This is a genomic window from Mycobacteroides saopaulense (assembly GCF_001456355.1).
In the GTDB taxonomy this organism is placed as follows: domain Bacteria; phylum Actinomycetota; class Actinomycetes; order Mycobacteriales; family Mycobacteriaceae; genus Mycobacterium; species Mycobacterium saopaulense.
The window spans coordinates 342,888-364,352 of the sequence record NZ_CP010271.1; the positions used below are offsets into that span (position 1 = coordinate 342,888).

21 protein-coding genes and 1 tRNA gene are annotated in these 21,465 nt (G+C 65.7%); 6 read left to right on the forward strand and 16 right to left on the reverse strand.

The genetic code is table 11. The features are described from left to right. Positions 1-3: 3 nt before the first annotated feature. A complete protein-coding gene (locus MYCSP_RS01745) occupies positions 4-1,242 on the forward strand; it encodes a cation:proton antiporter (protein ID WP_088413076.1) in 1,239 nt (412 codons plus the stop codon). Here MYCSP_RS01745 and MYCSP_RS01750 read toward each other — a convergent pair. Continuing rightward, entirely contained in the window at positions 1,143-1,922 is a 780-nt protein-coding gene (locus MYCSP_RS01750) for an RDD family protein (protein WP_235629511.1), read from the reverse strand. The two genes, MYCSP_RS01745 and MYCSP_RS01750, sit on opposite strands and share 100 nt — an antisense overlap. Positions 1,923-2,008: 86 nt before the next feature. Here MYCSP_RS01750 and MYCSP_RS01755 point away from each other — a divergent pair, with 86 nt between their 5' ends. Then, on the forward strand, positions 2,009-3,001 hold the full coding sequence (locus MYCSP_RS01755) for a stage II sporulation protein M (RefSeq protein WP_083015048.1): 993 nt from the start codon (positions 2,009-2,011) through the stop codon (positions 2,999-3,001). A gap of 3 nt (positions 3,002-3,004) precedes the next feature. Here MYCSP_RS01755 and MYCSP_RS01760 read toward each other — a convergent pair whose 3' ends face one another. The 5 genes from MYCSP_RS01760 to MYCSP_RS01780 are packed head-to-tail and all read right to left on the reverse strand — an operon-like array spanning position 3,005 to position 8,127. Further along, entirely contained in the window at positions 3,005-4,354 is a 1,350-nt protein-coding gene (locus tag MYCSP_RS01760) for a DUF58 domain-containing protein (protein WP_083015045.1), read from the reverse strand. Beyond that, positions 4,354-5,319, reverse strand: a complete 966-nt coding sequence (locus MYCSP_RS01765; protein WP_083015042.1) for an AAA family ATPase — start codon at positions 5,317-5,319, stop codon at positions 4,354-4,356. The genes MYCSP_RS01760 and MYCSP_RS01765 overlap by 1 nt, the downstream gene beginning before the upstream one ends. Further along, positions 5,316-6,455, reverse strand: a complete 1,140-nt coding sequence (locus tag MYCSP_RS01770; protein ID WP_083015329.1) for a DUF4350 domain-containing protein — start codon at positions 6,453-6,455, stop codon at positions 5,316-5,318. Before MYCSP_RS01770 ends, MYCSP_RS01765 begins: the two co-directional genes overlap by 4 nt. Beyond that, positions 6,452-7,099: a DUF4129 domain-containing protein gene (locus tag MYCSP_RS01775; RefSeq protein WP_083015038.1), complete on the reverse strand. Its 648-nt coding sequence runs from the start codon at positions 7,097-7,099 to the stop codon at positions 6,452-6,454. The genes MYCSP_RS01770 and MYCSP_RS01775 overlap by 4 nt, the downstream gene beginning before the upstream one ends. Then, positions 7,099-8,127, reverse strand: a complete 1,029-nt coding sequence (locus MYCSP_RS01780) for a glycerophosphoryl diester phosphodiesterase membrane domain-containing protein (protein ID WP_162266297.1) — start codon at positions 8,125-8,127, stop codon at positions 7,099-7,101. Before MYCSP_RS01780 ends, MYCSP_RS01775 begins: the two co-directional genes overlap by 1 nt. A 272-nt stretch (positions 8,128-8,399) precedes the next feature. Here MYCSP_RS01780 and MYCSP_RS01785 point away from each other — a divergent pair, with 272 nt between their 5' ends. Beyond that, entirely contained in the window at positions 8,400-9,098 is a 699-nt protein-coding gene (locus MYCSP_RS01785) for a class I SAM-dependent methyltransferase (protein WP_083020261.1), read from the forward strand. Here the strand turns inward: MYCSP_RS01785 and MYCSP_RS01790 are convergent. The 3 genes from MYCSP_RS01790 to MYCSP_RS01800 all read right to left on the reverse strand — a co-directional run bounded on the left by MYCSP_RS01790 (position 9,095) and on the right by MYCSP_RS01800 (position 11,987). Continuing rightward, positions 9,095-10,423, reverse strand: a complete 1,329-nt coding sequence (locus tag MYCSP_RS01790) for an HNH endonuclease signature motif containing protein (RefSeq protein WP_088413079.1) — start codon at positions 10,421-10,423, stop codon at positions 9,095-9,097. The genes MYCSP_RS01785 and MYCSP_RS01790 overlap by 4 nt on opposite strands. A gap of 92 nt (positions 10,424-10,515) precedes the next feature. Then, entirely contained in the window at positions 10,516-11,340 is an 825-nt protein-coding gene (locus MYCSP_RS01795) for a DNA-3-methyladenine glycosylase family protein (RefSeq protein ID WP_070912321.1), read from the reverse strand. 38 nt (positions 11,341-11,378) lie between these two features. Continuing rightward, complete coding sequence (locus MYCSP_RS01800; protein WP_088413080.1) at positions 11,379-11,987, reverse strand: hypothetical protein; 609 nt, start codon at positions 11,985-11,987, stop codon at positions 11,379-11,381. Between the two features lie 254 nt (positions 11,988-12,241). Between MYCSP_RS01800 and MYCSP_RS01805 the strand changes: the two genes are divergently transcribed. The 3 genes from MYCSP_RS01805 to MYCSP_RS01815 all read left to right on the forward strand — a co-directional run bounded on the left by MYCSP_RS01805 (position 12,242) and on the right by MYCSP_RS01815 (position 14,747). Beyond that, entirely contained in the window at positions 12,242-13,486 is a 1,245-nt protein-coding gene (locus MYCSP_RS01805) for an acyltransferase family protein (protein ID WP_088413081.1), read from the forward strand. 72 nt (positions 13,487-13,558) lie between these two features. Further along, positions 13,559-14,251 carry an Rv0518 family GDSL lipase gene (locus tag MYCSP_RS01810; RefSeq protein WP_070912324.1) on the forward strand — a complete coding sequence of 231 codons (693 nt, stop codon included), beginning with the start codon at positions 13,559-13,561 and terminating at the stop codon, positions 14,249-14,251. Between the two features lie 28 nt (positions 14,252-14,279). Continuing rightward, a complete protein-coding gene (locus MYCSP_RS01815) occupies positions 14,280-14,747 on the forward strand; it encodes a hypothetical protein (RefSeq protein WP_083019443.1) in 468 nt (155 codons plus the stop codon). Between the two features lie 12 nt (positions 14,748-14,759). On the opposite strand, the gene MYCSP_RS01820 is transcribed toward MYCSP_RS01815, so the two are convergent. The 7 genes from MYCSP_RS01820 to ponA2 form a co-directional block, all read right to left on the reverse strand. Beyond that, positions 14,760-15,476 (reverse strand): GNAT family N-acetyltransferase, encoded by a 717-nt coding sequence (locus MYCSP_RS01820; protein WP_083019445.1) that lies wholly within the window; start codon positions 15,474-15,476, stop codon positions 14,760-14,762. A gap of 117 nt (positions 15,477-15,593) precedes the next feature. Next, the gene (locus MYCSP_RS01825) at positions 15,594-16,178 is read right to left on the reverse strand and encodes a hypothetical protein (RefSeq protein ID WP_070912327.1); all 585 of its coding nucleotides are present in this window, start codon (positions 16,176-16,178) and stop codon (positions 15,594-15,596) included. Between the two features lie 69 nt (positions 16,179-16,247). Further along, positions 16,248-16,391 carry a hypothetical protein gene (locus MYCSP_RS23270; protein WP_165757512.1) on the reverse strand — a complete coding sequence of 48 codons (144 nt, stop codon included), beginning with the start codon at positions 16,389-16,391 and terminating at the stop codon, positions 16,248-16,250. 181 nt (positions 16,392-16,572) lie between these two features. After that, positions 16,573-16,646, reverse strand: a tRNA-Pro gene (locus MYCSP_RS01830). A gap of 99 nt (positions 16,647-16,745) precedes the next feature. Continuing rightward, entirely contained in the window at positions 16,746-17,816 is a 1,071-nt protein-coding gene (gene cds1 / locus MYCSP_RS01835) for an L-cysteine desulfhydrase Cds1 (protein ID WP_088413082.1), read from the reverse strand. A gap of 1 nt (position 17,817) precedes the next feature. Continuing rightward, positions 17,818-18,792, reverse strand: coding sequence for a metallophosphoesterase (locus MYCSP_RS01840; RefSeq protein WP_088413083.1), 975 nt, complete (start codon positions 18,790-18,792; stop codon positions 17,818-17,820). A gap of 100 nt (positions 18,793-18,892) precedes the next feature. Beyond that, the gene (gene ponA2, locus MYCSP_RS01845; protein WP_083019451.1) at positions 18,893-21,328 is read right to left on the reverse strand and encodes a transglycosylase/D,D-transpeptidase PonA2; all 2,436 of its coding nucleotides are present in this window, start codon (positions 21,326-21,328) and stop codon (positions 18,893-18,895) included. Positions 21,329-21,465: the final 137 nt, after the last annotated feature.

Consider the following 21,465-nt stretch of genomic DNA (forward strand, 5'->3'; position numbering starts at 1 on the left):
TTCATGAGCGGCTTCGGGTTTCCGACCCTGGCGATTATCGTCGTCGTCGGGCTGATCGGACCGCTGCTGGCGCTCAATACGCGGCTGCGGATCCCGGTGGTGATCGGCGAACTGATTGCCGGAATCGTGATCGGGCGTACCGGGTTCGGCTGGATCGACGCTTTCGATCCGACGTTCAAGATGTTCGCCGATGTCGGCTTCGCGCTGGTCATGTTCGTCGCGGGCACGCATGTGCCGATACGTGACAAGACCATGGTGGCCGCGCTACCTCGGGCGGCGCTGCGCGCCATCGTGGTGGGTGCGGTGGGGGCGGTGCTGGGTGTATTGCTGGCCAATGCATTTCACACTGGGCACGCGCCGCTGTACGCGGTGCTCATCGCGTCCTCGTCGGCGGCGCTGGTGCTGCCGATCATCGACTCGTTGAGTCTTGAGGGCCCCAAGGTGCTGAGCATGACGGCCCAGGTGGCCATCGCCGATACCGCATCAATCATCTTGTTGCCCTTGGTGATCGACCTCAAGCACGCGCCCCGGGCCGCGGTCGGGGCCGTCGCGGTGGCCGCGTGCGCGGGCCTCGTCTTCGTGATCTTGCGCGCTCTCGACCAAGCGGGGCTGCTCGATCGGTTCCACGACTATTCGAAGCAACGCCGGGTGGCGATGGAGCTGCGGATCAGCCTGGCCATCGTCTTCGGCCTCGCGGCGCTGGCCGTGGCGACCCACGTGTCGATCATGTTGGCGGGCTTCGCCCTGGGTTTGGTCGTGGCGGGTATCGGCGAGCCGCGCCGCCTGGCCAAACAGCTCTTCGGATTCACCGAGGGCTTCTTTTCGCCGTTGTTCTTCGTCTGGCTGGGCGCGTCCCTGCACGTGCGTGAGCTCGGTGAGAACCCCAAGCTGATGTTGTTGGGGCTGGGCTTGGGCGCGGCCGCCGTGCTGGCACATCTGGTTATCCGGCTGCTGGGCCAGCCGGTGTCACTGGGAGCACTGGCCTCGGCGCAGCTGGGTGTGCCCATCGCGGCGGCGGCGATCGGTGAGCAGCAGCAGTCGTTGATGCACGGTGAGGCCGCGGCGCTCATCCTCGGCGCCCTGGTGACGATCGTCGCGGCGACCCTGGGCGGTTCGATCTACGCGAAAACCGCGGCTGATGCTCAGCCGGGGGTGGCGAAACCCGAAGGCGATTCGCAGGATTCCGGGGCTGCCGGAGCCGCCGGTGGTGCGGCCGAGGGTGGCAACGGCGTCGGCGGATAGGCGGGCTGCATCTGTTCCAGCGCGCGGTAGTGGCGTTCGGCAAGCACCGCCGCGAGCATGAACTGCGGAGGAGTGCCCGGCGGCGGAGGAGGTTCGATGCTGGCGAGCACATCGGTGGAGATCTGGTAGAGCATCTGTTCCCGGGTATGCGGTGCCAATTGTCCTGCGCGATTGAGGAACTGGCGAGCCAGATTGGCTTGCTCGGTAGTGAGTCCGGACAGTTGCAGGGTCTGTGCCCAGGCCGCGAGCGGCGGCGGCATCACCGGCGGCGGGGGGAGCTTGGGGCCTCGCTCGCTGATCACCATGGTGCCCGCGAAGATGTCCCCGAGGCGCTTGCCCTTGGACGACACCAGGCTGGTGATCACGGCGGGTGCACCCATGAACATGTAGATCTCCACCACGGCCGCCAGGGCGCGGATGACGGCCTGGCGGAGGCGTTCCGGGCCTCCGTCGTCGGATACCACGCGCAGCCCCATGATCATCTTGCCCAGGGAGCGGCCCCGGGTCGACATCTCCCAGACCACCGGATAGCCGACCAGAGCCAGCACCGAGTAGACGATGCTGAGCGCTCCGGCCAGGGCCTCGTCGAACTGCGAGAGTGAGAACGCGACGACGAAGATCCCGGCGTACAGCACGATCACCTGGACGAAGATATCGATGAACGCGGATACCACCCGCACCGGAAGCTGGGCCACCTTGACGTCCAAGACAACCGCATCGCCCGTCACCAACTCCGACATGATCCGAGACTACTAGTATTTGCCAGATGGACGTGGACGCATTCGTCGCCACTCATCGGGGGACATGGGACCGGCTGGAGGAGCTGGTCAAGCGCAGGCGGAGCTTGAGCGGGCCCGAGATCGATGAGCTGGTCGAGCTGTACCAGAAGGTGTCCACGCATCTGTCCACCGTGCGCTCGGCATCGGGTGATCCGGCCTTGGTGGGGCGGCTCTCGATGTTGGTTGCTCGGGCACGTTCGGCCGTCACGGGAGAACATGCCCCGTTGTGGCGCCACTTCATCCGCTTCTGGACGGTGTCCTTTCCGGTGGTCGCCTACCGCAGCTGGCGGTGGTGGCTGGGTGCGACGGTCGGGTCGATGGCGGTGGCGATCGCGGTCGGCATCTGGGTGATGCATTCGCCGGAGCTGCAATCGGTGATCGGTACACCTGACGAGATCGCACACCTGGTGAACGAGGACTTCGAGAACTACTACAGTGAGCACCCTGCCGCGGCCTTCGCACTGCACGTCTGGATCAACAACTCCTGGGTGGCCGCGCAGTGCATCATCTTCGCCGTGCTGCTGGGCATTCCGATCCCGCTCGTGTTGTTCCTGAACGCGGCGAATGTGGGCGTGGCCGGCGGATTGATGATCGCCGCCGGGCGCGGCGATGTGTTCTTCGGTCTCATCCTTCCCCACGGACTGTTGGAGCTGACGGCCGTCTTCCTGGCCGCCGGTGCCGGAATGCGGTTGGGGTGGAAGGTGATTGATCCGGGCGACCGGCCCCGTGGCCAGGTTTTGGCCGAGCAGGGCCGGGCCGTCATGTCCGTGGCCGGAGGGCTGGTCGGGGTGCTGCTGGTCAGCGGGCTCATCGAGGCGCTGGTCACTCCGTCGCCCCTGCCGACCTTCGCCCGCATCGGAATCGGTGTGATCGCCGAGGGCTTGTTCCTGGCTTACGTCGTGATTCTGGGCCGGCGCGGGGTGGCCGCCAACGAATCGGGCGACATCGAGAACGCTCCCGACTACGCGCCGGCCGTCTGAGCGCTACAGCCGACCGGAGGCCTTCAGCGACAGGTATCTGTCGGCAAGCGCGGGGGCGATTTCCTCGGGTGGTGCGTCCACAACCTCGACACCCTGGCGGCGCAGCAGTGTGACGATCCGGCGTCTGCCCTCGCGGGTGCGTTCGGCCGCTGCCGCGTCATACACCTGCTCGACATCGAGTGACCTGATGTTCCCTGGCCCCGTCGACTTCTCGGGCATCACCATGTCCTCGACCCGCGGATCGCTGACCGCGGCGACCAACAGGTGGTGATGGGTGGTCAACTGAGGAAGCAGCGGCAGCAGGCCCTCTTCCAATGCGGCGGGGTTCAGGTCGGTGAGCAGCACGATGAGCGACCGGTGACGGGACCTGCGGCGGATGGTCGCCACGAGATCGCGGGCATCGGACTCGATGAGCGAGGGCTCTAGGGGCGCCATCGCGTTGACCACCAGTGGCAGCAGCTCGTTACGCGAAGCGCCGGACACCTGGGAGCGCACCACGCGGTCGTGCGCCAGGAAATCCACGCGGTCGCCGGCGCGAGATGCCAATGCCACCAACAGCAGTGCGGCGTCCATGACCCAATCCAGCCGAGGCCACCCGGACGGATCCCCCGAGGTCGGGTCGACACCGATGCGGCCCGCCGAGGTACGGCCGGTGTCCAACACGACGAGGATGCGCCGGTCCCGCTCCGGGCGCCAGGTGCGCACCACCACGTCGTTGCGACGGGCGGAGGCACGCCAATCGATGGACCGGACGTCGTCACCGACCACATACTCACGCAAAGAGTCGAATTCGGTGCCCTGGCCGCGGATCAGCACCGGGATGGCACCTTCCAGCTCACGCAGTTTGGCCAGCCGGGACGGCAGATGTTTGCGACTGAGGAACGGTGGCAGCACCCGTAGCTGCCACGGCACATCGTGGCGTCCTTGACGGCCGGCCAGGCCCAGCGGGCCGACCGTGCGTGCCGTGACGGTCGCCGGCTTGTGGTCGCCACGACGCAAGGGACGCAGGGAGGTGACGACTTGGGTGCGTTCACCTCGGCGCAGATCCATCCGGTGCGCGCGGGGCGTGGCCCGCATGCTCGGTGCCCAGCTGTCGCGCACCCAGCCGCGCACCCGGCGGCCCGGGTTCTGGATCATCAGCGCGATGTCCGCGGATTCGCCGAGTCTGATGGAGTCGGGTCCGGAACGGGTGAAGGCGAGCCGTCGTGGACTGGCGGCGGCGGCGATGTCGAGGACAACCAAGACCGCGAGGGCAAGTAGTAGCAGCCAGAACAAGCGAACCGGCCATGGGGACACCAGGATCAGCAGCGCGCTGAGCAGCGCGACCAATGCCGTACGCCCGGTCAGAATCACTAGCGCGGCACCGGAACCGTGACGAGGATGCCGTCCAGAACCCGGTCGGAGGTGGCGCCCTCCAACTCGGCCTCGGGACGCAGTCCGATGCGATGGCGCAGGGTCGGACGCGCCATGGCCTTCACGTCGTCGGGCGTCACGTAGTTGCGGCCGGAAAGCCACGCCCAGGCGCGCGATGTCGCCAACAGTGCCGTCGCCGCGCGCGGTGAGGCGCCGAGCTGAAGTGAGGGTGATTGCCGGGTGGCACGGATGACGTCGACCACATAGGCGAGCACTTCGGGGGCCACCAACACGCGGCCCACCGCGGCCCGGCCTGCCTCCAGGTCTGCTGCCGAGGCCACCGGCGTCACATGCGACAGGTTGCGGGGGTCGAAGCCGTGTGCGTGTCGCTCCAGGATGGCGATCTCCTGATCACGCTCCGGCAGCGAGACATTGAGCTTCATCAGAAAACGATCCAGCTGCGCTTCGGGCAGCTGGTAGGTGCCCTCGTACTCGATGGGGTTCTGCGTCGCAGCGACGATGAACGGATCCGGCAATGGACGTGGGGTGCCGTCGACGGTCACCTGTCGCTCCTCCATGGCCTCCAGTAGCGCTGCCTGAGTCTTGGGCGGAGTGCGGTTGATTTCGTCGGCCAGTAGCAGATTGGTGAACACCGGACCGGCGCGGAATTCGAAAGCCGCCGTGCGTGCGTCGTAGACCAGTGACCCGGTGACGTCGCCGGGCATGAGGTCGGGGGTGAACTGCACCCGCTTGAACTCCAGGGAAAGCGCGGCCGAGAGTGTACGTACCAAAAGGGTTTTCGCGACACCGGGCACACCTTCCAGCAGCACGTGCCCGCGGCACAGCAGCGCGACAACCAGCCCGCTGACCACCGAATCCTGTCCGACGACCACGGTGGCGATTTGTTCACGCAACGCGGCCAGCGCGTTGCGTGCAGCGTCCTCGGTGGTAGTTGCCTGTGTCACGATTCGCGTACCTGCCTTTCCAGAATGTCAAGCTGCTGAGTCACATTGGTGAGCTGTTGGTCATCCGACGGAACGGGGCCGAACAGCAGATGGTGAATCTCCGCGGGGTCACGCCCGACACGTTGCGCCACGGTGGTGGCGATGACCTGTGGTGCTCCGTCGATGGGCAGGCCGAGCCGGCGCACGATCCGATACCGCGCAGCCTCGCGTAACGCATCGGAGGCCAGGTCGCGCGCGCGACGCGACCGGTACAGCCGACCGCGACCCTCGGTGGTTTCCGAGGCGCGCACGATCACCGGAAGTTTCTCGGCGACAACGGGGCCCAGGCGCCGGCCGCGCCAGATGGCCAGCAGCAGCACGACGATGCAGAGCTGCCAGATGGCCATGTTGACCTGGTCGGGGATCAGATCACCCATTGATTTCGGCTGGGCGCTGGTACCGACCTTCGGCCGCTCGGGGATGTACCAAACCAGGTGCGAGGATCGTCCGGCGAGGTTCATGGCGAGGGCCGCGTTGCCCTGTTTAGCCAGTTGCAGATTGGTCAGCAGGGTGTCATCACCGAGCACGGTGACGGTGCGGTTCCCGTCCCGATAGCGCATCAGCGCGCCTCCGTAGCAGCTGATCTGGCCCGGTCCGGGGTTGGTGTATGCGTAGGTGGGGCCGATGTACGTCTGAATTGCGCCGGCTCGCTGAGCTTCTCGCAGACCGCAGTCCGGCTCGACGACCTTCTTGCTCTGATAGGAGGTGATGCGTACCTGCGCGGCCAACCGCTCCCGGGTGTCGGAATAGGGCGCGAGCAGCAGGCGGTCCCCCGGCAGTCCGACAAGGACATCCAGTATCTCGCTGGAGATGTTCCCGTTGTCCAGCACCATGAGCTGGCTGCCGGGGCGTGTGGCCGCGCGGACCTCGTCGATCGTGGTGGCCCGTATCACCGTGACATCGCGGTCGCGAAGTAGTTGAGCCAATGCGTGCCCGCCGCGCTGGGTGACGGCTTCTGGATCGAGATAGCCTTCGGGCCGTGGCGATTTGGTGACAAGTAGGGCGGTGACGACGATGCCGACCAATGCGGCCAGTATCCACCCCCAGGTTCGCCAGCGGTCCCGTAGGCGCGGTGAGGTCGCGGTACCGGTGGTCACCGCACCGTCTCCCACCCCGTCGTGACACCGGACTCCGTGGATGCCTCCGGGATCGGCGCCTCGCGAATGTGGTCATCCAGGTCGGCGATCTGCCGATAGGACTGTTCGGTACCGGGTCGCTCGCCGTAGCTCACATCGTTGAAGATTTCCGCGCCGGACCGGAATTCCTTTGCCAGTGAGGGCAATTCCTTTCCTGCGTCGGCGGCCAGCTCGTTGGCGGTTCGGCCCGGCACCGGGGTGAGGATCGTGCGTTCTTCGAGCTGACGTGCCACGGCCCGCAGCCGGTGCCGAATGGCCGAGGACCAATCATCCTGGGATGCGGCGCGTTCGGCTGCCGCCCGATGCTCGGCCGCGGTGAGCTCCCCGGATTCGAACAGACCGAAGTCGGCACCACCCGCCGTCCGGACCGCGCGGCGGGCGATACGGACCAACAGCACCACGGTGGCGATCACGATGAGCGTGGTCACCAGAATGGTGAACCAGCCGCCGGGAAGCGAGCTGGCGCGGAACTCCAGGTCGTCCAGGCGTTCGATGATCCAATTGACCAGCCGGTCGAGCGGCGAAGGATGTTCGTAGATCGGTTTGGCCAGCTCGCGTTGGGCAGCGTCGGCCGCCGAGTCGCGATCGATGTCGACGGCCGGCATTACACCTGAACCGGGGGGCGGGTGGGCAGCCACAACTGATCGGGGTCGATGCCCGGCTGGCCGAAGCGTTCTCGGGTTATGGCCTCGGTCTGCAAGACGAGATCGAATGCCTCCGTACGCATCCGCTGATCGGTGTACAGCAACACGTTCACCGCGGCGTTGAAGGGCAGGGTGATGATTTGGGCGACCATGACACCGACGGTTGTCAGCGCCAGACCGAGGATCATCGACGTAGCGCTGCTGTGTGAGGTGCCCATGCCCATGGCGATCTGCCCGCCGATGCTGAAGGGCATGCCCAGGATGCCTGCCACAACGCCGACGATGATCGATGTGAGTATCAAGATGCCCAGCAGACGCCAGTAGCCCTTGCGCACCAACGACATTGATCGGCCCAGCGCCCCGAAGACAGTCTGGCGTTCCAGGATCAGCACGGGTGAGGCCAGGGCGAAGACGGGAATGAGATAGAAGTACAGCGCCAGGAAGGCGAACGTCAGCGCGAAACCGGCTGGCACTGCGGCCATCGGCCCGACGGCGAGCGCAAGCCCGACGACGACGGCGATACCGGCCGCCAGCGGCATGGCCAGCAGCAGTCCCGAGATGACCGCGAGTCCGATGAGGGCCCAGATGCGCGGCTTGGCGCGCTGCCATGCCGCTTGGGGGGTGGTCTGTTCGCCGAAAACGGCGCGCCCGACGGTCACCGTCAGCATGCCGCTGAGCACGATGGTGACCAGCATGGTGACCACGTAGCCGATGACTGCCCCGCCGACGTAGCCGATGCCGAATGCGGCGGCGAATGCGTCGTCGCTATTGGCGTCGAAGCCGCCCACGCCGCCGAGAAGCGCGGCAATGGGACCTGCTTGCAGCGCGAAGTTCAGCAGCTGGCTGATGACCACGACGACGGCAGTGAGGCCGACGGTGGCCTTGGGGTTGGCGCGGATGGCGGCGACGGCCCCGTTGTAGAGAGCGGACAGGTCCAGCGGCCGCAGTGGGATCGCGCCCGGTTTGAGCGCCGGTGGCTCCCGTGTCACCCAGTAGGGAACCGGTGGTGGCTGGTAGCCCGGTGGCGGCGGCTGATGTCCGAAGCCCGGCGGCGGATATCCCTGCGGCGGGGGAGGGTAATAGCCAGGGGCAGGAGGGGGGTAGGCCGGCGGCGGTCCTGGGGGTAGCGGAGCGGGATTGACGCCCCCCTCGTCGTTGCTCATTTTACCATTTTGGCGGTTGGGAGCGTTCCTGGCAATTGCCTCCTCATTTCCATGTCAGTTCCCTTGACATATGTCAGGCGAATTGACATTATGGAGTCATGACTGAGAAGACTGCCAGCGAGGAATCCGATCTGATGTTTGAGGCCGCATATCGCGGCGAGCGTCCCGACGGTTTGGGTGCCCGGCCGCCGTGGAGCATCGGTGAGCCGCAGCCCGAGATCGCGACACTGATCGCCGAGGGCAAGGTGCGTGGAGAGGTGCTCGACGCGGGCTGCGGTGAGGCCGCGACCTCGCTCTACCTCGCCGAGGTGGGGCACGTCACCGTCGGGCTGGACTCCGCGCCCAAGGCCATCGAATTGGCGAAAGGCTATGCGGCCGAACGGGGGCTGACGAATGCCAGCTTCGCGGTCGCGGACATCTCGGCGTTCACCGGATACGACGGGCGCTTCGACACCATCATCGATTCGACACTGTTTCACTCGATGCCCGTCGAACTGCGCGAGGGTTATCAACGTTCCATCGTCCGCGCCGCCGCGCCCGGTGCGCGCTACTACGTCTTGGTGTTCGATCGCGCCGCGTTCCCGGATGAATCACCGATCAACGCCGTCACCGAAAACGAACTGCGGGATGTGGTTTCGAAATACTGGGCCATCGACGAGATTCGTCCGGCGAAGATCTATGCGAACTTCAACGGATTTGAATCAGGTGTCGCACGCGGCTTCGCGCGGCATCAGGTCGAGCCCGATGGCCGGGCGTCCGTTGCGGCGTGGTTGCTTTCGGCACATCTGGCGGGCTAGAAGCCCGGGGTGAACCGTTCGGGGCGGTGGTAGTCGTTGGTGCGGGACTGGCCCGTGTCGAGGTGCGGCGGCGGAATCCACTCGGTGAACCCGTCGCTTCGGCGTTTTCTGGTGCTCCAGCCCTGTTGGAGTAATCGGTGATGCGGACCGCAGGCGAAGGTCAGATTGTCGATGTTGGTGGGTCCGTCGTCGCACCAGTCGTCGACGTGATGCACCTGGCAGAGGTAGCCGGGCACCGTACACCCGGGCGCGGTGCAACCGCGATCCCTGGCATGTAAGACGATTCGTTGATCGGCAGTGGCGATCCTTTTGGATCTTCCCAGATGGAGGGGACGGCCGTCGTCGTCAAATATTGCGAGGTAATGCAAGGCATGGGCGGCCATCCGGATCAGGTCGGGGATGGGCACCAGGTTGCCGCTGCCCGAGACCGCATGGCCAGAAGCGCGCTGCAGCTCGCTTAGCGTCGTCGAGACCACCACCGTGACGGGCAGTCCGTGGTGTGAGCCCAGCGTGCCGGAGGCCAGGGTGCCGCGTAGGCACGCACGCAGTGCGTCGTGGTTACGCTGGGCCGCCGTACGTGCGTCTCTTTCGGCGGCCACCGAGTCGGGTTCGCCTTCTGTAATGGGGGATTCGTCGCGGGGATCGCACATGCCCGGCGCCGCCAGCTTGCTCATTACCGCGTCCAGGTAGGCCCGGGTCTCTGGATCTAGAAGACCGCTGATCGGGCTCATCCCGTCGGTGCCCGGGCGTCCGATCGATAGGTAACGCCTGCGGGCGCGATCGATGTCGGAGAACTGACCGTCGGGATTGATCAGAGCCGCGATCCGATTGGCGCCAGCACGGAGTTGTTCCGGGCCGAACTCAGTTCCCATCGATGCCAGCTGCTCCTCGGCGGCCTCACGGGTGTTGGTGTCGACCGTCGCGGGTAGTCCGTCGAAGAATCTGCGAATGACCCGTATGTGTTCGTCACCGAGACGGCCTTCATGCAATGCGCGCGCAGTGTGCGGAAGTAGAGGGGGCAGAGGCTCGCCCGTGAATGCGCGCCGGGGACCGAGGTGCGCAGCATCTGCCAGGCGACGACGGGCGGTCGCAGTGCTTATCGATACATGCCGTGCCAAGACGTCGGCGAATGACGTTCCGCCCAGCGCGACGGGTGATCCGCGTTCGACCAGCCGCGCCAGTAGCGAGTGCGAAGCTGCTGTGATCTTGCGCTGTGCGATTTCCAGTTGTCTTAGCGCCGAGAGTAACTCGGGGATGTTGAGGTCATCGAACGACGATTCGACGACAGCGGCGGCCGTCATCAGTAGATCGTCGATCGAGTACATGTCTGAAGGTTATGAATGAAGACCGACAGCTGATCGAGGTTATCCACAACCGCGACTGCATCCACAAAGTTAGGCGAATCCCTTGTGGAATATCAGAAGTTGCGGTAGTCGCGCACCGGCATCCGCGATCCGCGCCGGGCGGGTTTCGGGGCGAAGAGCTCGATGAGCCGGATGACTCGATAGCGTTGCCCGGCATAGGGTTCCAGAAGCTCGAGCATGCCGGCGTCGTCGGTTTTGTGGCCGGTGAGTGTGAAGCCGACCTGACCGGCGATGTGGTAGTCGCCGACAGGGACGGCGTCGGGATCACCGAGGGCGCGTATTCGGATCTCGGCTTCGGTCCACGGCCCGATGCCGTGAATGGCGGTCAGATGCTCGGGTTTGGTTTCCACGTCGATGTTGGCGGCCGCGCGGATGGTGCGCATGCGTACCGGTTCGGCGCCGGACTTGTGCCATTCCCAGGACGGTATGTCGAGCCATTCCCGTTGAGGCGGAGGCACCTTGGCGCCGCCAAGCTCGATACCTACCCGGGTGATGAGATACCGCCAGGCACGCCAGGCTTCCGCGCCGGGCACCTTCTGTTCCAGCACGGCCGGGACAAGGGCTTCCCAGACACGGTCGGTCGCCCCGAGACGCACGCCCTTGGCGCCCTGGACCAACGCGGTGACCGCGTCGTGTCGGGGTGTCAGTGCCTCGGGTTCATCGTCGGCGCCAAGCAGGCGGGGTAGGCGGTCAAGCAGCCATTCGCCGCCGTCGCCGTACGCGCGGCCGACGACCGTCTTGTCTTCGCGCGAGATCGTCAGCACCCCAGGGCCATCGGGCGTGTACGAGCCGCGGATAATGGATCCGCCAGGGGACACCCGGTAGGTCGGGTCGGTCGATCCGCGGCGGTGGATGCCGAGGGTTCGGCGAATATCCAACGGCCACGGTGGAATCCACTCGCGGATTAGTGGGGCTGCTAGGCCGCCGGGCAGAACTTCCAGCCGCCGGTCTCCTTCTTGAACTCGATGTCGTGCTTGCCCTTGGCGTCGGTGATGTGGATTACGGCGGTGTCGCCGTTGATGTCGAGGCCGGTGATCTTCGACGGGCCGTTATCGGCCTTGGTCAGGGAGTTGAGGTCGGGGGCCTGGCCGCTGCCGGCGATGTCCTTGAACGCCTCGCGGTATTTGGCGCAGAAGAAGGTGAGCATCTTCTTGAAGTCGTTGGCCTTGGCGGCCTCGGCCATGCCGGAGATGGTCTGTTTGATGGCCTTGACGTCCTGCTCGTCGGTGGAACCGGAGGAGTGGGGCGATTCGACGATCTGGTCGCCGGCAGACGTCCGGGTGCTCTGGGTGCTGGAGTTGGTGGTGGTCAAGCCCAGGACCAGTAGGGCGATGAGGAACAGGCCCAGGGAGCCGCCGACGATGGCCAGCGCCTTCTGCTGTGGGGACAGGGGCGGCCGGGGTGGCTTCGGGGCGGGCGCGTAGCCGCCAGCAGGGGTGCCGTACGGGCTGGGCTGGGGATATCCGGAGAACTGCTGCGGCTGAGTCTGCTGGAACTGGCCGTGGGGGTACTGCGGTTGCGTCATCTGTGTATCTGTCCTAGCGCGGCTTCGGTCATGGCGTTCCCTGCCAGTGTGCCGGATGGGGCGGCCCAGGTGGGGTGATAGTGACCGGCTGACAAGGCCCCACGCGCCTTCCCGGCAGCTCCGAGATGCAGGCTTTGGCAGCGTGCGCTGTTAGTCTCCGAAGAACGCCGGAATTGGGTCGCGGGGAGGCGTGCTCGACCGGTTGATCGCAATGAAGCGCGAAAGAGCTGGTAGCGAGCTTGACGGAGAGAGTTGTGCGCGGCGGAGAGATCAAGGCCTTAACGGGACTTCGGATCATCGCCGCGTTCTGGGTGGTCCTCTTCCACTTCCGCCCTCTGCTGGAGCAAGCGATCCCCGGATTCCGCTCCGCACTGAACCCGATCCTCAACTGCGGGGCACAGGGCGTTGACCTCTTCTTCATCCTCAGCGGATTCGTGCTGACGTGGAATTACCTCGACAGGATGGGCCACCGCTGGTCCACCCGCGAGACCCTGCACTTCCTGTGGCTGCGGCTGGCCCGGGTGTGGCCGGTCTACCTGGTCACCATGCATCTGGCCGCGCTGTGGGTCATCTTCACGATGCACGTCGGGCATGTGCCCGAACGCATCGACACCTTTGATGCCACCAACTACGTGCGCCAGCTGTTCATGGTGCAGCTGTGGTTCCGTCCGTACTTCGACCTGTCCAGCTGGAACGGTCCGGCCTGGTCGATCAGCGCCGAATGGCTGGCTTACCTGCTCTTCGGCGGCCTGGTCCTGGTCATTTTCCGGATGGCGCACGCCACCCGCGCCCGCAGCCTGATGGTGCTGGCCGTGGTGGCCTCGCTGCCGCCGGTGATGCTGCTGCTGCTGACCGGGCAGTTCTACACCCCGTGGAGCTGGCTGCCGCGCATCGTCATGCAGTTCACCGCCGGTGCGCTCGCCTGCGCGGCGGTGAGCCGGTTGAAGCTGTCGCACCGTTCCCGCCACATCGCCGGCTACGCGGCGCTGCTGATCGTGGCGGCGATCGTGGGCGCGTTGTACTTCCTGGACGCACACCCGATCTCCGGGGTCGTCGATAGCAGTGGCGTGGTGGACGTGCTGTTCGTGCCGCTGGTGATGGCGCTGGCGGTCGGCATCGGCCCGCTGCCGACCCTGCTGTCCACGCGCATCATGGTCTACGGCGGACAGATCTCCTTCGGGCTGTACATGGTCCACGAGCTGGTGCACGTCTCCTGGACGTGGGCCACCAAGCAATTCGAACTCTCGTTACTGGACCCCGGCGGCGGCTGGATCGTGCTCGGACTGCTGGTGCTGGCCGTGGTGTTGTCCATGGCGCTGTACCACTGGGTCGAGGAACCCGGGCGCCGGTGGATGCGCCGGATGATCGGCGTCACCAAGCCCGCGATCACCGACCACCATGCCGAGCACAACGGGCATAGACATCGCGTGCCCGAGAACCTGACCGAGCCTGAACGGGAACCGGTCGCCGCAAGTTCCGCAGGTGTAACGGCTCGTTAGTTTCAAACGAATAACGCTGTGCCACAGCCGGGTTTGAGTGCCCGTAAAATGCTGGGGACAGTGGAGGTAGCAGTGGTCCGTCTGGCCGCGTTCGTCGTCGCGTTTGCGTTTCTCTTTGGTGTGGCTGCCGAGCACCCGCAGCCGGTGCGGCCATACCGGCTGGCCTACTCCGGGTCGGGTCTGAACCACGTCGCGGTCGTCAGCGATTCGTACACCACCGGCACCAAGGAAGGTGGGCTGGGCGCCAGGTCATGGACCTCGCTGGCCTGGCGCATCTTGAACCGTGAGGGCGTGCGGGTCAGCGCCGACGTGGCGGCCGAGGGCCGCGCGGGATATGGGGTGCGTGGCGACCACGGCAGCGTCTTCGCCGACCTCACTGGCCGGGTGGTGCATCCCGACGACGAGTTGGTGGTGTTCTTCGGCTCGCGCAACGACCAGGGTGTCGACCCCGACGCGTACGCCGAGGCGACGCGCAGCACACTCGAGTCGGCCCGGCGCATGGCTCCGGCGGCCAAGCTGCTGGTCATCGGGCCGCCCTGGCCGACGGCCGACGTTCCGGAGGTCGTCAGCCAGCTGCGCGACATCCTCTACACCCAGGCGCGCGCCGTGGGAGCGTCCTGGGTGGATCCGCTGGCCGAGCGCTGGTTCGTCGGGCGCCCCGACCTGATCGGCTCGGACGGCGTGCACCCCAACGACGCCGGGCATGCCTATATGGCCGACAAGATCGCCCCGCTCATCGGCACCCGACTGACTCGTCGGCTCTGAGACTGGAGGTCGCTGGTAGCGTGCCGGAATGACGCGAATTGCAGTGTTGGCTGGTATTGCCTTGTCGGCGTTCGTTTTTGCGAGTTGCGGCTCGACACCCACGGAGCAGACGCCCGTACGGACACCGTCGGCGCTGCCCGAGCCTTCGCACAAGGTGGTGCCGCCCGGCGGCGTCTACTGGAACCCGGTCACCCAACAGCCGGAGGACAAGCCCACCGAGATCGTGCTGACTCCCGCCGATGCCGGCGACATGCTGGTGGACATCACCTGGGACAGCTGGACGCAGCAGCGGGCCAGCGGGAAGGCAGTCCGCGCGACCAAGGACTGTGTGCCCGACTGCGCGACGGGCGGCACCACCCGCCGCGACGTGACGCTGGAGTTCAACGCTTCGCAGTCGCTGCCGGATGACAGCGGGTGGTGGCAGTTCACCAAGCTGGTGATCACCGGTCGCGACGGCAAGTCCGAGACGATCGACATGCCGGTGACCGCGCGGTAGCACCCGACCGGTCTAGTCGGCGATCACGTCCAAGGTGCCGAACAGGGTGAGCCCCGCGGCCTGAGCCAGCGCGCTGGACGCCGCGTTGGTCACTTGGCATCGGTACTGCGGTTCGTAGCCCTGCGCGCAGGCATGGCGGAACACGGTGCGCACCAGTCGACGGGCATGCCCCTTGCCCCGGAAGATCGGCAGCGTCAGTACCCCGAGATCCATGATTGCCGCGTTCTCCCACTGGTAGATGCTGGAGACGGCGACCAGCCGGCCGTTGTCGAAGGAGCCGAACACCGCCCAGTGATCCAGTTCCACCTGGGCGTTGTCCAAATCCTGTTCTGACGCAGCCGATTCGAAGGCCGCGAAGATGGCGTGATCGTCTGCCGTCAGCCGGCGGATGTCTCCGGTCGGAGTCTCGGCGACAAGTGCGGCACGAGCATCGTCGCTGAAGTAGAACAGATTGTCTGCGCCGTGCATCGACATGCCCGCGTTGTCGAGGTGTGCCCTGAAGGCAGACTCCGAAACAGCCTGGGCACCTTCGATTCCCACGCGCTCGACGAGATCCGGGACGAGCGCGACGCTGGTCGTGCCGGAGACGGTGCGGAGCACCATCAGTCGGCTGTCCTCGTCGAGGTCGGGACAGACCGCGAGTTGGAAGTCATCGGCGCTTTGTAGGACGGTGCCGCGACCGAGGTAGGTGTGCCAGAAATCGGTGATGATGGGAGAGAAGTCAGGCATCGGTTCTATCTTGTTGGCGGTAATCGGTTATGGCGCAGCCGACCTAGCGGCAAAGAATCAGGCCGCCTGGTCCGGAAAGGACGCGGGCGGCCTGATCTGTTGAGAGTTACTGGCGCGTTAGCCCATCAAAGATGTGAGCAGAGGGTTGCCCGAGGTCTCGGCACGCTTCTCGGGGTCGGTGCAGTCCTTCCACTTGCCGTTCTCCTGCACGAATTCGCGCTGCTGATTGGCGGTCACGTCGTGGCCCTGCGCGGTTACCCCGGCGGTCGCCGTGGAGCCGGTGACGTTGATGTCGTGGACGTCGTAGGTGACGCCGGACAGCACCTCCTTGGCTGCTGCGCGGAACGACGAACGGTAGGCCTTTTCGTCATTGTTCTGGATCGCGGTGGTCAGCGCCTGAGTGGTGGGAGCGGAAACCCCGGCCGCGGAAGCGACGGCGTTGATCATTCCCGGGCCGTACCCGGCGACCTGACCGATCGGGGGGATCTGGTCGTCTGCGGACTTCGAGGCAATCGTGCCGCGGTACTTGTCGCAGAAGAATGTCGAGAGCGTGGCGTTGTCGAGCGACTTGATGGCCGAAGCCTCGCCCGAGATGATCTGCCGGATCTGCTGGTCGTCGGCAGGTGCGGCGGCGGCCAGTGCCGACCCGCTGAATGCAGCGGCCAGTGCGATCACACCGGCGCCCACAAGGCGATTCTTCATGTAGAGCTCCCATTCGTCGGGTTTTGACAAACCTTACCGAAAGAAATGTCGTGTGCTTCCGCTTAGCCGTTACCGGTACATGGCGACCAGCAGCACCACCGCTGCGAGCAGGCCGATCAGCATGACGGCCTTGCGCAGCTTCCAGAACAGAAGCAAAGCGATGGCAATGGCCGCGAGGGCGACAGGGTTCGACGCGAGTTCGGAGACGGCCATGCATCCACCATGTCACGGCGCCGGGAGTGTGAGCCGGTCCGCCATACGGACGAAAAAGGCCCCGACCTGGTTATCCCTGGTCAGGGCCTTACTTCTAGCGGCGGGGTATTCGGCGCTGTGCGCCTCCTACCCTCTCCCTCGCCTCAAGTGAACGAGCAAGCTCACTCACCTCTCAGCTCAGTCGGGGTGGCGGGATTCGAACCCACGACCTCTTCGTCCCGAACGAAGCGCGCTACCAAGCTGCGCCACACCCCGCTTTGAAGCCACGCAAGGGTATCGCATCGGGGCCGTCGGTCGCGAATGCGTTGATCGGCAGGCCTCTGACCGGCATGACGTGTCGCCGAACCTGGGGGTTCAGACCCAGAGACCGGTGTCCTCGAACTCGGCCAGGCGTACCGAAGGACCCGACAGGTCGAAGCCCTGTTCGGCGACCCATTGGTCGTCGAAGTAGGTGTCGGAGTACCGCTCACCACTATCGGCCAGCAGCGTCACCACCGAGCCGCCCACACCGGTGGAGACCATCTCGGAGATCAGCCGGAACGCGCCGCCCAGATTGGTTCCCGTCGACGCACCGACCCGGCGTCCCAGCACCGCGCTGGCGTGCCGCGTGAGCGCCACCGAGGTCGTATCGGGTATCTGCTCCATGCGGTCCACCACGGTCGGCAGGAACGACGGCTCCACGCGGGGCCGTCCGATGCCCTCGATGCGCGACGAAACCCCGGTCACCACATCGCGTCTCTCAAGATATGAGGGGTAGAAGGCCGAATTCTCGGGATCGACCACGCACAGTTGGGTGGGATAGCGCCGATACCGGATATAGCGGCCGATGGTCGCGCTGGTGCCGCCGGTGCCCGCCCCGACCACGATCCACGTTGGTAGCGGATGTTTTTCGTGCTGCATCTGGGTGAAGATCGACTCTGCGATGTTGTTGTTGCCGCGCCAGTCGGTCGCCCGTTCGGCGTTGGTGAACTGGTCCAGGTAATGCCCGCCGGTCTCGTCGGCAAGCCGCTGCGCCTCGGCATACACCTGCTGTGCCTCATCGACGAAATGGCAACGGCCACCCTGTGATTCGATCAGAGCGATCTTGCTGGGGCTCGTCGACGCCGTCATCACCGCGATGAACGGCAATCCCAGCAACTGCGCGAAGTAGGCCTCGGAGACCGCGGTCGAGCCGGAGGATGCCTCCACGATCGTGGTGTTCTCGCCGATGAACCCGTTGCACAGCGCGTACAGGAAAAGCGAACGCGCTAAACGATGTTTGAGGCTTCCGGTGATGTGCGTGGACTCGTCCTTGAGATACAGCTGTACGTCCACGCTGTCGGCCCAGGCCGCAGGCAGCGGGTAGCGCAGCAGATGGGTGTCGGCGCTGCGACGGGCATCGGCCTCGATCAGCCGGACCGCGTTATCGGCCCACGCGCGGCTCACGTCACTGCACGGTGGCGCTGGGCGACCGGTCGCCGGACTTGGCGTCGGACCCCTGGTCGCCGACGCGGGCCGGCACCAGGGTCAGCAGCGTCGCCTCCGGACGGCAGAAGAAGCGCATCGGGGCGAACGGAGAGGTCCCGATACCCGCCGACACGTGCAACTGCATGTGCGAACCCCACCGCGACGGACCCTTCACCCGGGAACGATCCAGCTCGCAGTTGGTGACGATCGCTCCATAGAACGGCAAGCACAGCTGCCCACCGTGGGTGTGACCGGCCATCACCAGCTGGTAGCCGTCCTCGGCGAAGCGGTCCAGCACCCGCGGCTCGGGTGAGTGGGTGAGCCCCAGCCGCAGTGTCGCCAGCGGGTTGGGCATGCCGGCGATGGTGTCGTAGCGATCCCGGTGCAGATGCGGGTCGTCGACGCCCGCGGCCGCGATCCGCACCCCGGCCACCTCAAGCTCGTGGCGGGTGTGGGTCATGTCGTGCCAACCACGCTCGGTGAACGCGGCGCGCAAATCCTGCCAGGGCAGGGGTTCGCCGTGCTTGCGCTCGTCGCTCTTGTACAGGTACTTGGCCGGATTCTTGAGCCGCGGACCGAAGTAGTCGTTGCTTCCGAAGACGAAAAGCCCTGGCACTGAAAGCAAATCGCCGAGCGCCTGCACCACCGAGGACACCGCCTTGGGGTGGGCCAGGTTGTCGCCGGTGTTGACCACCAGATCAGGCTGCCACTGGGCCAGCTCACGCAGCCAGGCCTGCTTGAGACGCTGCCCGGGCCGCATGTGGATATCGCTGATGTGCAGCACCCGCAGCGGGGAAGCGCCGGGATCGAGTACATCCATCGTTGCCTCGCGGACCGTGAACGCGTTGCGTTCGATGATCGACGCGTATCCGATGCCAAGCGCGGCCGAACCTGCTGAGTACGCGGCCGCCCGCTTGATAACCGTGTTCAGTGACGCGGAAGACGTGCTCATCATCCGAGAGTAACTCCGAAAGCTGAGCGACCCCTGATCACCAGCGCAAAACGTGGCGAATTTCTCCTCACGGAGGAGCCCAGCGCGAAGACCGCGAGCTAGATCACGGGGGCGGGGCCAGCACCGGCACCGTGATCGGCGGCAGGCCGGGGATATTCACGATGGTGGTGGTCATTTCACCGCCGCCAACAGGCGGCAGGCCCGGAATGACGATGGGCGGTGGGGCCGGCGGGATGCCGTTACTGAGCAGGATGGTGACGATGGACCCGGGGATGGTGGTTCCGGACGGGCTGGTGCCGACGACCTCGTTGAACGGTGCCGTGCTGTTCACCGTGCTGGCTTGATCGGCGACCCGGAATCCGGCCTTTTTGAGAACGTCACGTGCCTCGGGTTCGCGCAGTCCGTTGATGCTGGGCACCTTGGAACCCGGGCCGCCCTCCACATACCGCGGTTCGGTGGGCGGCAGGGCCGTGGGGCCGTAGTTCTCGGCGATCGGTTTCATCGCCTCGAACCAGGCCCGGGCCGGCTCGTTACCGCCGTAGAGGTTTCCGTCCCCGCACTTGCGCAGCGGGAAGGAACACAGATCGCCGGGGGCCGTCGAATCGTCGAAGATGTAGCTGGCTCCGGCCAAGTTGTTGGTGAATCCGAGGAATGCCGAAGACCGATGCGCTTCAGTGGTTCCCGTCTTACTGGACAGCGGCAGGTTCCACCCGACCGATCCCGCCGAACCCGCGGCAGTGCCGCCGGGCTGATCGTCCTTACTCAGGGCATTGGCCAGGGTGTTGGCCAGGCCCGGCGGCACCACCTGCTCGCATGCCTCGGTGGTCGTCGGCACCTCTTTACCGTGCCGGTCGAAGACCTTGTCGATGGGATTGGGTGGGCACCATTTGCCGCCGGAGGCCAGAGTGGCTGCCACATTGGATAGTTCGAGGGCATTCACCTGGATGGGTCCCAGGGTGAATGAACCAAGGTTGTACTTCTTGATGTACTCCGCCAGGCTTTCGTCGCCCTCGGGGTCATAGGGCTTGGCGGTACCCGCTTGAGCGTAGGAGCGCATGCCCAGCTTGACGGCCATATCGACGGCCTTCGAGACGCCGATCGACTGAATCAGCTTGGCGAACGCGGTGTTCGGCGAGGTGGCCAGCGCGTCGGTGACGCTCATCGGGGACCGGTAGTTGCCGACGTTCTTGACGCACCAGTTGTCTTTGGGACAGCCCTTGGTGCCGTCGCTGCTGCCCAGGCCCTTGGCTGAGAAGGTGGGCGGCACGTCGAGCACGGTGTTGATACCCATGCCCATATCCATGGCCGCGGCGACCGTGAAAATCTTGAAGATCGATCCGGCGCCGTCGCCAACCAGCGAGAACGGTTGCGGCTGCATGGTCTCGTTGGCCGCGCCGTCCAGTCCATAGGTGCGACTGGAGGCCATGGCCATGATGGGGTGGGCGGTCTGTCCCGGCTTGATGACGCTCATGACGTCGGCGACACCGTTGAGACCAGGGTCGGCGACGTGGGAGACCGCCTGTTTCACCGAGTTCTGCACATCGGGATCCAGGGTGGTGCGGATGAGATATCCGCCCTTCATCACCTGGTCCTTGCTGATGCCGGACTTGGCCAGGTAGTCGAGCACGTAATCGCAGAAGAACGCGCGATCGCCCGCGGCGATGCAGCCGCGCGGCAGCTCGTTGGGCTGAGGCAGCACCCCGAGGGGCTGCGCCTTGGCCGCCAGCAGCTCGCCCTTCTTTTCCGGGGCGTTGGCGATCATGGTGTCGAGCACCAGGTTGCGGCGCGCCAGCGCGCGCTCGGGGTTCACGTAGGGATTGAGGCCGGAGGTGGACTGCACCATGCCCGCCAGCAGCGCCGCCTGCTGCCAGTTCAGGTCCTTGGCGTCGACACCGAAGTAGGTCTGCGCGGCGTCCTGCACACCGAAGGAGTTGTTACCGAACGACACCAGGTTCAGGTATCGGGTCAGGATCTCCTGCTTGGTGAAGGTGCGGTCCAGGCGCAGCGCCATGCGGATCTCGCGCAGCTTGCGCGCGGGAGTGGTCTCGATGGCGGCCTTGCGCTCCGCGTCGGTCTTTGCCACCACCAGCAGCTGGTAGTTCTTCACATACTGCTGCTCGATGGTGGAACCACCACGGGTGTCCTCGTCGCCGGAGGCGTAGCCGGCCAAACCGCCCAACGTGCCCTTCCAGTCGACACCGTTGTGCGAGGTAAAGCGCTTGTCCTCGATGGACAGCAGGGCGAGCTTCATGGTGTCGGCGATCTGGTCGGCCGGCACCTCGAAACGTCGCTGTGTGTACAGGTAGGCGATCTTGTTGCCCCTGGCGTCTTCCACGGTGGTGACCGCGGGCACCTCGCCCTCGAGCAGCTGAGTGGAGCCGTTGGCCACCACATCGGATGCGCGATTGGATGCCAGCCCGAATCCACCCGCGAAGGGGAACATCAGTCCGGCCAAGATCACCGCCGCGATGAGAGCGCAGCCCCCGAGCTTCGCGAGAGTCACGGAGGGGGGTATCTGGGGGGACAGCCGTTCTGGCATAGGCACAGGGTACGTGGCGTGCTCACAGGTGTCTGCGGGGTCTGTGATTGGTAACGCGAGGCCGCCGCGGGGCGATGAAAAGACGTTGTCGGCACAACCGTCCCAAAAAATTCGGACTAGATGTTGCGCTGGAGACC

Bases quoted from the DNA above. Each gene is read 5' to 3' on its own strand.
- MYCSP_RS01800 (WP_088413080.1), bottom strand. From the start codon at position 11,987: ATGACGCAACCGCAGTACCCCCACGGCCAGTTCCAGCAGACTCAGCCG.
- MYCSP_RS01820 (WP_083019445.1), bottom strand. From the start codon at position 15,476: ATGCCTGACTTCTCTCCCATCATCACCGATTTCTGGCACACCTACCTC.
- MYCSP_RS23270 (WP_165757512.1), bottom strand. From the start codon at position 16,391: ATGGCCGTCTCCGAACTCGCGTCGAACCCTGTCGCCCTCGCGGCCATT.
- ponA2 (WP_083019451.1), bottom strand. From the start codon at position 21,328: ATGCCAGAACGGCTGTCCCCCCAGATACCCCCCTCCGTGACTCTCGCG.
- MYCSP_RS01790 (WP_088413079.1), bottom strand. From the start codon at position 10,423: ATGTACTCGATCGACGATCTACTGATGACGGCCGCCGCTGTCGTCGAA.
- MYCSP_RS01815 (WP_083019443.1), top strand. From the start codon at position 14,280: ATGACGCGAATTGCAGTGTTGGCTGGTATTGCCTTGTCGGCGTTCGTT.
- MYCSP_RS01745 (WP_088413076.1), top strand. From the start codon at position 4: ATGAGCGGCTTCGGGTTTCCGACCCTGGCGATTATCGTCGTCGTCGGG.
- MYCSP_RS01840 (WP_088413083.1), bottom strand. From the start codon at position 18,792: ATGATGAGCACGTCTTCCGCGTCACTGAACACGGTTATCAAGCGGGCG.
- MYCSP_RS01755 (WP_083015048.1), top strand. From the start codon at position 2,009: ATGGACGTGGACGCATTCGTCGCCACTCATCGGGGGACATGGGACCGG.
- MYCSP_RS01825 (WP_070912327.1), bottom strand. From the start codon at position 16,178: ATGAAGAATCGCCTTGTGGGCGCCGGTGTGATCGCACTGGCCGCTGCA.
- MYCSP_RS01785 (WP_083020261.1), top strand. From the start codon at position 8,400: ATGACTGAGAAGACTGCCAGCGAGGAATCCGATCTGATGTTTGAGGCC.
- MYCSP_RS01775 (WP_083015038.1), bottom strand. From the start codon at position 7,099: ATGCCGGCCGTCGACATCGATCGCGACTCGGCGGCCGACGCTGCCCAA.